General features: G+C 62.7%; 10 protein-coding genes. 4 read left to right on the top strand and 6 right to left on the bottom strand.

Annotated features, from left to right (window positions below; genetic code table 11):
• Positions 1 to 31: 31 nt before the first annotated feature.
• Entirely contained in the window at positions 32 to 859 is an 828-nt protein-coding gene (locus tag LPB73_RS27925; RefSeq protein ID WP_231078888.1) for an SDR family NAD(P)-dependent oxidoreductase, read from the top strand.
• 63 nt (positions 860 to 922) lie between these two features.
• Here the strand turns inward: LPB73_RS27925 and LPB73_RS27920 are convergent, their stop codons facing one another.
• A complete protein-coding gene (locus LPB73_RS27920) occupies positions 923 to 1,861 on the bottom strand; it encodes a peptidylprolyl isomerase (protein WP_120287408.1) in 939 nt (312 codons plus the stop codon).
• Positions 1,862 to 2,229: 368 nt separating this feature from the next.
• Between LPB73_RS27920 and secA the strand changes: the two genes are divergently transcribed.
• Together secA and LPB73_RS27910 are read left to right on the top strand one after the other, a co-directional pair.
• Complete coding sequence (gene secA / locus LPB73_RS27915) at positions 2,230 to 5,076, top strand: preprotein translocase subunit SecA (RefSeq protein WP_231078887.1); 2,847 nt, start codon at positions 2,230 to 2,232, stop codon at positions 5,074 to 5,076.
• Positions 5,077 to 5,278: 202 nt separating this feature from the next.
• A complete protein-coding gene (locus LPB73_RS27910; protein ID WP_231078886.1) occupies positions 5,279 to 5,986 on the top strand; it encodes an MgtC/SapB family protein in 708 nt (235 codons plus the stop codon).
• A 30-nt stretch (positions 5,987 to 6,016) separates the two neighbouring features.
• Here LPB73_RS27910 and LPB73_RS27905 read toward each other — a convergent pair whose 3' ends face one another.
• Both LPB73_RS27905 and LPB73_RS27900 read right to left on the bottom strand, forming a co-directional pair.
• The gene (locus LPB73_RS27905; RefSeq protein WP_231078885.1) at positions 6,017 to 7,525 is read right to left on the bottom strand and encodes a L,D-transpeptidase family protein; all 1,509 of its coding nucleotides are present in this window, start codon (positions 7,523 to 7,525) and stop codon (positions 6,017 to 6,019) included.
• Positions 7,526 to 7,925: 400 nt separating this feature from the next.
• The gene (locus LPB73_RS27900; protein WP_089267780.1) at positions 7,926 to 8,582 is read right to left on the bottom strand and encodes a J domain-containing protein; all 657 of its coding nucleotides are present in this window, start codon (positions 8,580 to 8,582) and stop codon (positions 7,926 to 7,928) included.
• 137 nt (positions 8,583 to 8,719) lie between these two features.
• Between LPB73_RS27900 and LPB73_RS27895 the strand changes: the two genes are divergently transcribed.
• Positions 8,720 to 8,992 (top strand): BolA family protein, encoded by a 273-nt coding sequence (locus LPB73_RS27895; protein ID WP_184512230.1) that lies wholly within the window; start codon positions 8,720 to 8,722, stop codon positions 8,990 to 8,992.
• A 169-nt stretch (positions 8,993 to 9,161) separates the two neighbouring features.
• On the opposite strand, the gene LPB73_RS27890 is transcribed toward LPB73_RS27895, so the two are convergent.
• Genes LPB73_RS27890 through fdhF form a run of 3 tightly spaced genes read right to left on the bottom strand, consistent with a single transcriptional unit; the run spans position 9,162 to position 13,143 of the window.
• The gene (locus LPB73_RS27890) at positions 9,162 to 9,389 is read right to left on the bottom strand and encodes a formate dehydrogenase subunit delta (protein WP_068729526.1); all 228 of its coding nucleotides are present in this window, start codon (positions 9,387 to 9,389) and stop codon (positions 9,162 to 9,164) included.
• On the bottom strand, positions 9,361 to 10,218 hold the full coding sequence (gene fdhD / locus LPB73_RS27885; RefSeq protein ID WP_231078884.1) for a formate dehydrogenase accessory sulfurtransferase FdhD: 858 nt from the start codon (positions 10,216 to 10,218) through the stop codon (positions 9,361 to 9,363). Before fdhD ends, LPB73_RS27890 begins: the two co-directional genes overlap by 29 nt.
• Before the next feature lie 15 nt (positions 10,219 to 10,233).
• Positions 10,234 to 13,143 carry a formate dehydrogenase subunit alpha gene (gene fdhF / locus LPB73_RS27880; RefSeq protein ID WP_231078883.1) on the bottom strand — a complete coding sequence of 970 codons (2,910 nt, stop codon included), beginning with the start codon at positions 13,141 to 13,143 and terminating at the stop codon, positions 10,234 to 10,236.
• Positions 13,144 to 13,154: the final 11 nt, after the last annotated feature.

Here is a 13,154-nt window from a genome sequence, read left to right as displayed (position 1 = left end):
GCTGCGGCCGAGAGCATTCAGGAGAACGACAATGACGATTTCACATCAGGGCACGGCACTGATTACGGGCGCCTCGACGGGTATTGGCGCCGTTTATGCGGACCGGCTGGCCAGGCGCGGCTATGATCTCATTCTGGTGGCGCGGAACCAGGACCGCCTGGCGGCCCTCGCCAAGCGACTGACCAGCGAGACCGGACGATCGGTCCGCACGCTGGCCGCCGATCTCGGCAACAAGGCCGATCTGGCAAAGGTCGAAGCCGCGCTGCGCGACGATGCGAGCATTACGATGCTGGTCAACAATGCCGGAGTCGGCGCGGTGGCACCGTTGCTCAATGCCGATGTCGACAAAATGGAAGACATGATCACGCTGAACATCACCGCGCTGACACGGCTGACCTATGCCGCCGTGCCCGGCTTCGTCGCGCGCAACAAAGGCACGATCATCAACATCTCGTCAATCGTTGGTATCGGTGCAGAAATCCTCAACGGCGTCTACGGAGCCAGCAAGGCCTATGTGCTCAGCTTCAGCCATTCGCTGGTGCATGAACTCGCCGACAAGGGCATCCGCGTGCAGGCGGTGTTGCCGGGCGCAACGGCCACCGAATTCTGGGACATCGCGGGCTACCCGCACCAGAACATGGATCAGGCCACAGTGATGCGCGCCGACGACATGGTCGATGCTGCATTGGCCGGCCTCGACCAGGGTGAGCTCGTCACCATTCCGGGCCTGCAGGACGGCGCGAACTGGACCCGCTTCGAAGCAGATCGCCGCGCCCTCTCGACCAAATTCGGTCATGCGACGCCAGCGCCGCGCTACCACGTGACGCAGCGGCAGCGTGTCACCGAAACGCAGGCCTGAAGCCACGCACAGGCAGCAAAAAGCCCGCCCTCTCGACAGAGGGCGGGCTTTTCGAGTCCAGAATTACTTCTTTGCCGGAGCCATCTTGCTGTCAGCCGGCTTCGGCGCGTCCTTGGCGGCAGGCGCGGCGGGTGCCGCCGGAGCAGGCGTTGCAGCAGCCTGATCCATGCGTTCGACCTTGGCACCTTCACGCAACTTGGTGACGTAGTCGGCCTGTGCCTTGCGCACGACATACTGTTCGATCTGCGGCTTCACCTGGTCGAATTCCGGCGCCTTGCGGTTGCGCTTTTCCTCGACCTTGATGATGTGCCAGCCGAACTGCGACTTCACGGGGTCCGAGATCTTGCCCGGCTCCAGCGCGAAGGCAACGGCGGAGAATTCTGGCACCATCTGGTCCTTGGTGAAGAAACCCAGATCGCCGCCATCGGCCGCGCCCGGATCCTTCGACTTCTTCTTGGCGAGTTCGGCGAAATCGGCGCCCTTCTTCAGCTCGTCGGCGACCGTCTTGGCCTCGGCCTCACTCTCCACCAGGATGTGGCGGGCATGGACTTCGGCTTCGCCGGTGATCTGCTTGGCCGCGTCCTCATAGACCTTCTTCATGTTGTCGTCGGTCAGGGCTTCCTTGCCTTCGACGGCCAACAGGTTGTCCATGAGCAGGCGGTTACGGGCGAAGGCCAGCTTGGACTTGAAATCCTCACGATCGGCGATCTTCTTGTCCTCGGCAGCCTTGGCGACGATCTTCATGTCGATCAGGAACGACAGCACATTGTCCTTCCGGGTCGCGGGATCCATCTGGGCGAGGCTCGGGCCGAGCTCTTCCTCGGCAATGGTGACGTCGCTCTGGCGGATTTCCTGGCCGTTGACCTTGGCGAGGACCGGATTGGCATCCTGCGCGTAAACCGGGAAACTGGTGAGAAAGGCCACCGCAACGGCGCCGGTCAGGGCAGCCAGGGTGCGGCCCGGGCGCAGGCCCGGCGTCAGGGCGAGCGATACGAAGGTCATGGAAAATCCTTATCTCGGATAAGAGCCTGTTGGGGACGGCGGACACTCTCCCAAACGTACCGTCTTGGCAACGCGAAAACTCTGTCAAAATGATGAAATCCTTGAGAGGTTCGCGCCGTTGACAACCCCCCACACGGGCCATATCTCTCCCCGACCGGGCCGGTGGCGAAGGCGCGATTTCGGCCGCGCCGTGGTCATTGAACCCCTGATTGCCCTGCTCCCACTCATCTCCCGGGGTCTTGCTTTTTTGGCGCTCCGCACCGGGGTCCAGACAGCAATCCGCCACAGACTTTGGATATGACGAGGCTGGGCGACCGCTGCACCATTCCACGGCCTTCGGGCCGCATTGCTAAAGACAGGATTTCGTGATGATCGGCGCGCTCGCCCGCAAGTTCTTCGGCTCTGCCAACGACCGCCGCGTCAAGGGATATCAATCGCGTGTTGCCGCGATCAACGCGCTGGAACCTGAGGTCGCAGCGCTGTCGGACGATGCGCTCAAAGCGCGCACCGCCGAGTTCAAGGCACAACTCGAAGCCGGCAAGACTCTCGACGATCTCCTCGTTCCCGCTTTCGCCACCGTCCGCGAAGCCGCGAAGCGCACCCTCGGCCAGCGTCACTTCGACGTGCAGCTGATCGGCGGCATGGTGCTGCATGAGGGCGACATCGCCGAGATGAAGACCGGCGAAGGCAAGACGCTGGTCGCCACCCTCGCCGTCTATCTGAACGCGCTCGCCGGCCAGGGCGTGCATGTCGTGACCGTCAACGACTACCTGGCCAAGCGCGACAGCGGCTGGATGGGCCAGATCTACAGCTTCCTGGGCCTCACCACCGGCGTGATCGTTCACGGCCTCGACGATGCCGAGCGCCAGGCGGCCTATGCCTGCGACATCACCTACGGCACCAACAACGAATACGGCTTCGACTATCTGCGCGACAACATGAAGTACCGGCTGGAGGACATGGTCCAGCGCAAGCACTTCTACGCCATCGTCGACGAAGTCGACTCGATCCTGATCGACGAAGCGCGTACGCCGCTGATCATCTCCGGCCCGCTCGACGACCGCTCGGAATTCTACAACACCATCGACACCTTCCTGCCCAAGCTCGAAAAGGTCATCGACTTCGAAGTCGACGAGAAGCAGCGCACCGTGACGCTGACCGAAGCAGGCATGGAGAAGATCGAAACCCTGCTGCGCGATGCCGGCCAGCTCAAGGGCGAGACGCTGTATGACGTCGAGAACGTCTCCGTCGTGCATCACATCAATCAGGCGCTGCGCGCCCACTCGCTGTTCAACCGCGACAAGGACTACATCGTCCGCGACGACGAAGTGATCATCATCGACGAGTTCACCGGCCGCATGATGCAGGGTCGCCGTTATTCGGAAGGCCTGCACCAGGCGCTGGAAGCCAAGGAACACGTCACGGTCCAGCCGGAAAACCAGACGCTGGCCTCGATCACGTTCCAGAACTACTTCCGCATGTACAAGAAGCTGGCCGGCATGACCGGCACGGCGCTGACCGAAGCGGACGAACTGTTCGACATCTACAAGCTCGAAGTCGTCGAAGTGCCCACCAATGTCGGCATCGGCCGCATGGACGAGGACGACGAGGTCTATCGCACCCAGGACGAGAAGCACGCCGCCATCCTCGCCGAGATTGAGCGCGCCAATGCGCGGATGCAGCCGGTACTGGTCGGCACCGCGTCGATCGAAAAATCGGAAGTGCTTGGCGAGTATCTGCTCAAGAACGGCTACAAGCTGATCGACTTCACCAAGCCGAAGGCGATGGACAAGCTCTATGCGGCCGCGCGTTCCGGCAAGCCGGCGAAACTGTTCGCGGTGCTGAATGCGCGCTTCCACGAGCAGGAAGCCTATATCGTCGCCGAAGCCGGCGTCCCCGGCGCCATCACCATCGCCACCAACATGGCCGGCCGCGGCACCGACATCAAACTCGGCGGCTCGGTCGAGATGCGCGCGCAGATCGAAACGGCCGATATCGCCGACGAAGCCGAGAAGGTTGCCAAGATCGCCGAGATCAAGGCCGAGATCGAGCGCTTCCGCGAAATCGTGCTGAACGCCAAGGAAGTGGTCGAGATCGAGCCCGCCAAGGGCAGCAAGCCGGCCAAGACCGTCGAGAAGCCCGGCGGCCTCTACATCATGGGCTCCGAGCGCCATGAGTCACGCCGCATCGACAACCAGCTCCGCGGCCGCTCCGGCCGTCAGGGCGACCCTGGCCGGTCCAAGTTCTTCCTGTCGCTGGAAGACGACCTGATGCGCATCTTCGGCTCGGATCGTCTGGATACGATGCTGACGCGGCTCGGCCTGAAGGAAGGCGAAGCGATCATCCATCCGTGGATCAACAAGGCGCTCGAGAAAGCCCAGCAGAAGGTCGAGGCGCGCAACTTCGACATCCGCAAGAACCTGCTGAAATATGACGACGTGCAGAACGACCAGCGCAAGGTGATCTTCGAACAGCGCGTCGACCTGATGCAGAACGATAGCGTCGCCGAGACCGTCAACGACATGCGCCGCGCCTTCGTCGAGGACCTCGTCACCAAACACGTGCCGGAAAACCAGTATGCCGAGCAGTGGGACGTGGCCGGCCTGAAGGAAGAGCTCAAGCGCGTGCTCGACCTCGATCTTCCGGTGGACGAATGGGCCAAGGAAGAAGGCATCGCTGACGAGGAGCTGCTCAACCGTATCGAGCAGAAGGCCGACGAGCACATGGCCGCGAAGGTCGCCCAGTGGGGCCCCGACGTGATGCGTTACGTCGAGAAGACGATCCTGCTGCAGACGCTGGATCATCTGTGGCGCGAACATCTGGTGATGCTGGATCACCTGCGTCAGGTCATCGGCCTGCGCGGCTACGGCCAGCGCGATCCGCTGCAGGAATACAAGGCGGAAGCCTTCAACCTGTTCGAGGCGATGATCGCCAATCTGCGCGAAGCCGTCACCGCACAATTGATGCGCGTCGAAATCGTGCCGCCGGACGTGCAGCCCGAACTGCCTGTCATGGAAGCCCACAAGCTCGACTACAACACCGGCGAAGACGAAATGGCCTTCGCCAATGCGGCGCTGGCACCGATGGGCCAGCAACAGCCCGCCGTCGCCCGTGATCCGAACAACCAGGACACCTGGGGCAAGGTCGGCCGCAACGAGGACTGCCCGTGCGGCTCCGGCAAGAAGTTCAAGCACTGTCACGGGCGGTATGCGTAAGCCGACCACCGGTTAGATCGCGAAGCCATCTGAAATCCCTCCCCGTTCGGGAGGGATTTTTCTTTGGGCTGTTGGTTCCACGCATTCACGCAGCCAAGCACTGCGCTGGACGCCGCTGACGACGATTGGACAACGCGTCGCAGAGGACTAGCCTGTTCCATCGTGCCGACACGAGCGGCCGCAGGAATGAGGGGGCGTGCCGATGATGTCCAATTCCGAAATGTTGATCCGCCTGATCTCCGCCGCGGCGCTCGGCAGTCTGATCGGTTTCGAGCGGGAGCGGCTGCTCTGGGCCGCGGGCATCCGCACGCATATGCTGGTCTGCGTCGGCTCCTGCCTGATCATGCTGGTCTCACAATACGGCTTCTCCAACATCCTGCTCACGCAATCCAATGTCGTGCTCGATCCATCGCGTATCGCAGCGCAGGTGGTGTCCGGCATCGGCTTTCTCGGTGCGGGATCGATCCTGGCGCGCGGCGAGATCGTCAAGGGACTGACCACGGCGGCAAGCATCTGGACGGTGGCGGCGATCGGGCTCGCAGTCGGCGGCGGATTGTATCTCGCGGCCGGCGCATCGACGGTGATCATCCTGATCATCCTCGTCGGTATCAAGCCGCTCGAGGAGACCTATCGTTCGCGCAACCAGACCTGCATGCTGAAGGTGGAAGTCGAGAACAACGGCCTGACGCCGGAATTGCTGCGCGAGACACTCTCGCTGCGCGCCGGCCAGGTGAAGCGCTTCCTGGTGGAAAGCCGCGATCCCCAGGGCACCGACCAGCTCTCGATCCTGCTTAGCAAGGTGTCGTCACAGGATATCGCGAGCTATCCTTCGAAGCTGCAGGAGCTCGATGGCGTGCGTCAGGTGAGTATTGTCAAACGCGTCAGCGACCACGGCGCCAATCACACGTGAGCGATATGTCTGCAGGAAGAGCGACGCGCCTCAGCGCATCGCCGAGAAGCGATCCGTGAACGAATTCGCGGACACGACCGGGGCTGCGCCTGACAGCGCGGCTGTGCCGGCGCCGCCGCCGGAGGCTGGCGTGGATGGTTCGGCCGACAGCGTCGGCTTGAGCGGCGGGCGTGGGGTGGCGACGAGCGGTGCGGGTGCAGCGGCCGGCTTCGCTGCAGCTACAGAAGCAGGCGTCGCAGGAGCAGCCGACGGGGCGGCCTTGCTGGCGACGGCCTTCGGCTTTGCGGCCGGTGTCGGCACGGGAGCGGCTGGCGCCGTAGTTGCGGTGGCGGTCGTTTCCGAGCCGCCGATGCCGACCTTCTTGGCGAGATTGCTGAAGAAGCCACCATCCGACGAGGCCGACGCGACACGCGTGGAGGGCGCGGCGACGACGGGTTCTTCCGACGCTGCGAACAGCGAGGCCGAATAGGACGTCGAGGCCGCAGCATTGGCCTTCGGCGGATTGACGTGCGGCGGGATCGTGCCCGGTGCGCGCGAATAGGCGGCGGTCTGCACGCCCGGCGGCTCCGGATCCGACAAGCCGGTGGCGCCATCGGGCAGTTTGGAGGCGAAGACGCGGTTCATGCCGCCGTCGATATCGGGACGGCGCTGTGCGACCGGCGTGCCCTTGGCAACCAGTTCGGCAATCTTCGCATCATCCTGCGCCTGCTTGGCGCTGACGGCATCGGCGATCTCGGACGGAATCTGGTAGACTGGGCACTTGGCCGAGGCATTGAACACCAGCGGCTTGGTCGATCCTGCAGGTGCGGCCGGATCGAACACATACTTGTTCTCGCAGAACTCGACCTTCGGCTCCTGCCGCGTCACTTCGAAATGATCATAGCCCTGCTTGATCATCTTCCAGAACGGCATGTTCGGGTTGTTGCGATGCTTGGCCATGTTGACCGGCGTCATCTTGAACGGAAACGCCGCGAACTGGAACGAGCGCTGCCCGCCGAAGAAGGATTCACGGCCCAGCGAATAGATCTCGGCGATCTGTTCGTCGGTCATGGCGAAACAGCCCCGCGACGAGCAATCGCCGTGCACCATCAACTGCGAACCGGTGCGTCCCAGCGACTTGTCGAAGGCGTTGGGGAAACCGGTATTGAACGAGAGATAATAGGACGAGCGCGGATTCATCTGCGCCGGCGTGATCGCATAGAAACCTTCCGGTGCCTGGCGATCGCCTTCCTTGACCTTCGGACCGAGATCGCCGGACCAGCGGCAGATCGGATAGGTCTTCAGCAGCGCGAACTGGCCGGAGCGATTCTGCTTCCAGACTTCGAGTTCGGCTTCCTGCTTGAACACACGGACCAGCATCGGCGACTGCAGGTCCATGTCCTTTTCGGTCATCTCGGCGACGAGCTTGGGAGGAACGGGCTGGTTCGCCTTCGCGTTGCTGGCGAGTGACATGTCTTCGCCGTTGCAGCCGGCCAACACCACGCCTGTCGCAAGTACGACCAACGTCAGCAGCGCGCGAACAAGCGAGCGATGTTTCAAAGCCAAGCTCCGCAGCCGACGGGACGTCGACACCCCAAGGAATAAAGACAAATGAGCCCTTATTCGTACGCAAATATTAGCCTTAAGGCCCCTTGCTCGCAAGGCAACTGGCCGTGAGCAACAGGTTCCGTTCCGGCGATGGTCAACAGAGATTGAAGATCTCAGGCCGGGCGGAATTGCGGCGGTATCTGGCGGGAAGGCGAATTAAGCAGGCGGCGATGGGTTATGCTTAATAGTTTGGCAGCGCTCTCGACCCTCATGGCCGGGCTTGTCCCGGCCACCTACGTCTTTGTTCACTCGCAGCCAAAGACGTGGATGCCCCGGCACATCCAGCGAAGCTCGCTTCGCGCTGGCCGGGCACGACGAACATTGGCAAGGGCGTGGACAATCTCGGAGCGCCTCAGGAGCCCCGGACCACGGTCTTCAAGTAGTTGTAAGCCTTGATGATTTCGATCAACCGGTCCTCGGTGGAGCGGTCGCCGCCATTGGCGTCGGGGTGGTGCTGCTTCACCAGCGCCTTGTACTGCGCCTTGACGTCGTCCAGCGTCGCGCTGGGGCCGAGACCCATGACTTGCAGCGCCTTGCGCTCGGCATTGAAGATCTTGCGGGTTTCTTCCTTGATCGGCTGCTGCGGCTTGCGGGCCCGGCCGCGCCCCATACCCATGCCGTTCATCTCGTTGAACATGGCAAACGGATCGATCGCGCCGTCGAGGTCGGGCTGCCCGGCCTTGGTTTTGTCCGCAGAGCCGTTGGCGCCCATCTTCCAGGTCGGACGATGGCCGGTCAGCGCGTCCTTCTGGTACTTGGCGACCGCGTCCGGGGCCATACCCTGGAAGAAGTTGTAGCCCTGATTGTATTCGCGGACATGGTTCAGGCAGAAGTGCCAGTATTCCTTGTCCTGCGCACGGCCCTTGGGCGCGCGATGCGGACCCTTGTTCTTGCACTCGGGCCACTCACACATAATAGCTTCTTCGCGCGCAGCGGCCTGCTGCTTCGCGCTCAGCTTGTTCGGCTTGATACGGATGCTGTCGAAGAATTTGGATGAGTCGATGGGCATGGCTGACTATGACAACGCAATGCAAAAAGCTTCAAGTCTTGACATTCCGATTACCTCATTCGGCGCCCTGCGCCGCACCAATATGGTCGCCACATCGTGATTGACCATGAGCGGGGCAAACCGCTAAGCCGGCCATCATGACCATGAAAGATAACATCACAAAGAAGCTGACAGAGGCTTTCGCGCCCCTCAGCCTCGACGTTTCAGATGAATCGCATCTGCATGCCGGTCACATGGGCCACCGCCCGGAGGGTGAAACCCACTTCAGGGTCAATATTGTGTCGGAGGCCTTCGAAGGGAAGAGCCGGATCGACCGCCATCGCATGATCAACGAACTGCTGGCGGCGGAACTTGCGGGAACGGTACATGCGCTGGCGCTGAAACCGCAGACGCCGCAGGAAGCGGGCTAGGTTTCGTCGCGGCACCCTACACCCTCATTCCGGGGCGCGAGCGCCGCTTGGCGATCGCGAACCCGGAATCTCAGCATGGGAGTCTCCGACAGCGCCATGCCATGTCCAGATTCCGGGTTCGCGTCTACGAAGACGCGCCCGCGCCCCGGAATGACGAGTGCGGGTTGAGCTACTTCTTCAGCGAAGCGATCGCCTCGAGGACGTTCGGCTTCAGCCCGGCGCCGCCCGCATCCAGATGTTCGAAGATCTTCTTCCGCATGCGCGGATCCCAGAACTTCTTGATGTGCTCGGCAATGCCGGCCACGGCGTGATCGTGGCCCTGGCTGTTGAAGAAGTCGCCGATCTGGTTGGCCATATAGATCAGCCGGTCAGGCGACGTCGATGTGTGGGTGTCCATGCTCTTGCCCTGATGCATCCGCGGTGACGCCGTGCTGACGTACGCGATGCTGATGTGTGAAAACTTCGAACCCGTCGCTGCGCGCGATCGCGGCCAACGTAATGCCTGCGGCTTCCGCCATGCGGATGGCCAGTGCGGTGGGGGCCGAGACCGACACCATGAGCGGCGCGCCGATGGCAGCCGTCTTTTGCACCATCTCGACGGAGACGCGGCTGGTGAGCAGCACCATGCCCCGCCCTGCATCGACCTTGGCCTGCGCCAGCGCGCCGGCCAGCTTGTCGAGCGCATTGTGACGGCCGACATCCTCACGCAACGCGACGATGCCGTCGGCCGGCGTCCAGAACGCCGCGGCGTGCACGGCGCGGGTCTGGATGTTGACCTTCTGCAGTGGCGACAGCGTCTCCATCGCCGCCATGATCTGGTCGAAGGAGAACGCGCCGCCGGGCGCGACGATGGCCGCCGGCTTAACGGCTTCAGAAATCGAGTCGATGCCGCACAGACCGCAGCCAGTCGGCCCGGCGATCTGCCGGCGCCGCGCGCTAATGCTCTCGGCCTTCTCGCCTGCGAGCCACATGCGCAGCTCAACGCCATCGTCGAATTCAACGGCCTCGAAACTCTCGATCTCGTCGATCGAGGTGACCACGCCTTCGCTCAGGCTGAAGCCATAGGCGAAGTCGCGATAGTCCTGCGGCGTCCCCATCATGACGGCATAGGTGCCGCCATTATAGGTGATCGCCAGCGCGGTCTCTTCCGGCACCGCGCGCAGCCCCTCGCTAACGCCGGACTGGCGCCAGATCTTGCGGGGGACTGAGCGAACCGGATCGTGCATCTCTGGTTTCCAGACCTACTCTGCCGCTTCCACGACAGGCATGGCAATCCGGCGCGACTGGCGGGCCTGTTCGTCATATTCCTTCTGCCACTCGGACGGACCGTTCGAGGGCGAGATCTGCACCGCCGTCACCTTGTATTCCGGGCAATTGGTGGCCCAGTCCGAGAACTCGGTGGTGATGACGTTGGCCTGCGTGGTCGGGTGATGGAAGGTCGTATAGACCACGCCCGGCGCCATACGCTCGGTTAGCAGCGCACGCAACGTCGTCTCGCCGGCGCGGCTCTGCAGCTTCACCCAGTCGCCGTCGCGGATGCCACGCAGTTCGGCGTCATGCGGATGCAGCTCCAGACGATCCTCTTCATGCCAGACCACATTCTCGGTGCGCCGTGTCTGCGCGCCGACATTGTACTGGCTGAGAATACGGCCGGTGGTGAGCAGTAGCGGGAAGCGCGGCCCGGTACGCTCGTCGGTGGCGATGTATTCGGTGAGCATGAACTTGCCCTTGCCGCGCACGAAGCCATCCATATGCATGATCGGGGTGCCCAGAGGCTGCTTCTCGTTACACGGCCACTGCACCGAACCAACCTCCTCCAGCTTCGCATAGGAGACGCCGGCGAAAGTCGGCGTCAGCGCCGCGATTTCGTCCATGATCTCCGAGGGGTGATTGTAGGACATTTCATAGCCGAGTGCCTTGGCGAATCCCAAGGTCACTTCCCAATCCTCAAGACCATTTTTCGGCGACATCACCTTGCGGACGCGCTGAATACGACGTTCGGCATTGGTGAAAGTGCCGTTCTTCTCCAGGAAGGTGGAGCCCGGGAAGAACACGTGGGCGTAGTTGGCGGTCTCGTTCAGGAACAGGTCGTGGACGATGACGCATTCCATCGCCGACAGCGCCGCGACCACATGCTTGGTGTTGGGGTCGGACTGCAGGATGTCTTCGCCCTGCACGTAGAGGCCCATGAAAGTGCCTTCGGTGGCGGCATCGAACATGTTGGGAATGCGCAGGCCCGGCTCACTGTTGAGCTTGACGTTCCACATCGCTTCGAACTGCTCGCGCACCGCATCGCCCGAGATGTGGCGGTAGCCCGGCAGCTCGTGCGGGAACGAGCCCATGTCGCAGGAGCCCTGCACGTTGTTCTGGCCGCGCAGCGGATTCACGCCGACGCCGGGACGGCCGATATTGCCGGTCGCCATCGCGAGGTTCGCGATCGCGATTACGGTGGTCGAACCCTGACTGTGCTCGGTGACGCCGAGACCGTAATAGATCGCACCGTTGCCACCGGTGGCGAACAAACGGGCGGCGGCGCGCAGCTCCTTCGGATCTACGCCGGTCATGATGGCGGTGGCTTCGGGGCTGTGGTTCGGCTGCGCGACGAAGGCCGCCCAGTCCTCGAACTCGCTCCAGTCACAGCGCTCGCGGATGAAGGTCTCGTCGGCGAGGCCTTCGGTGACGATGACATGGGCCAGCGCGGTGAGCACGGCGACATTAGTGCCGGGCATCAGGGGCAGATGGTGCTGTGCCTCGATATGGGCCGAGCGCACGATATCGGTTTGGCGCGGATCGACCACGATCAGCTTGGCGCCGGCGCGCAAACGCTTCTTCAGGCGCGATGCAAACACCGGATGGCCATCGGTCGGGTTGGCGCCGATGATCATCACGACATCGGTATCTTCCACCGAGTCGAAATCCTGCGTGCCGGCCGAGGTACCAAAGGTCGAGGACAGGCCGTAGCCCGTCGGCGAATGGCAGACGCGCGCGCAGGTATCGACGTTGTTGTTGCCGAAGCCGGCGCGGATCAGCTTCTGCACCACGAATACTTCTTCATTGGTGCAGCGCGACGAGGTGATGCCGCCGATGGAGTCTTTGCCGTGTTTGGCCTGGATGCCCTTGAACTTCTTGGCCGCGAAATTGAAGGCCTCATCCCATGACACTTCCTGCCATGGATCGGTGATTTTCTCGCGAATCATCGGATTGAGGATGCGCTCCTTGTGGTTCGCATAGCCCCAGGCGAAACGGCCCTTGACGCAGGAATGGCCGCGATTGGCCTTGCCGTCCTTGTACGGCACCATGCGCACCAGCTCCTCGCCGCGCATTTCCGCCTTGAAGGTACAGCCGACGCCGCAATAGGCGCAGGTGGTCACAGCCGAGTGCTCGGGCTGGCCGATCTCGATCACGGCCTTCTCGGTCAGCGTCGCGGTCGGGCAGGCCTGCACGCAGGCGCCGCAGGACACGCATTCCGAACCCAGGAAGCTCTCGCTCATGCCCGGCGAGACGCGGCTCTCGAAGCCGCGGCCGGAGATCGTCAGCGCGAAAGTGCCCTGTACTTCTTCGCAGGCGCGGACGCAGCGCGAGCAGACGATGCACTTGGAGGGGTCATAGGTGAAGTACGGATTCGACTCGTCCTTCGCCATCCAGTGATCATTTTCGCAGGCTTCCGGCGAATTGTGATTGTGCTTCGGGCCAGACTTGGCGAACACATGGTTCTCGCCGTCATAGCCGTAGCGCACGTCGCGCAGGCCGACGGCACCGGCCATATCCTGCAATTCGCAATCACCATTGGCGGCGCAGGTGAGACAGTCGAGCGGATGGTCGGAGATATAGAGCTCCATCACGCCCTTACGCAGCGCCGCGAGTCGCGCATTCTGGGTATGAACCACGAGGCCTTCCATGGCCGGCGTGGTGCAGGAGGCCGGCGTGCCCGCGCGGCCTTCGATCTCGACGAGACAGAGACGACAGGAGCCGAAGGCATCCACCATGTCGGTGGCGCAGAGTTTCGGAATCTGCGTGCCCATCTCCATGGCGGCGCGCATGATGGAGGTGCCCTCGGGCACCGAGACGCTCTGCCCGTCAATGGTCAGCGTGACCATCTTTTCGGACTTCGAACGCGGCGTACCAAAATCGATTTCGTGAACGAGCGACATGTGTTGCTCCT

The sequence above is a fragment of the Tardiphaga sp. 37S4 genome (genome assembly GCF_021044645.1).
In the GTDB taxonomy this organism is placed as follows: domain Bacteria; phylum Pseudomonadota; class Alphaproteobacteria; order Rhizobiales; family Xanthobacteraceae; genus Tardiphaga; species Tardiphaga robiniae.
This window is presented reverse-complemented; position numbering and strand designations above follow the sequence as displayed.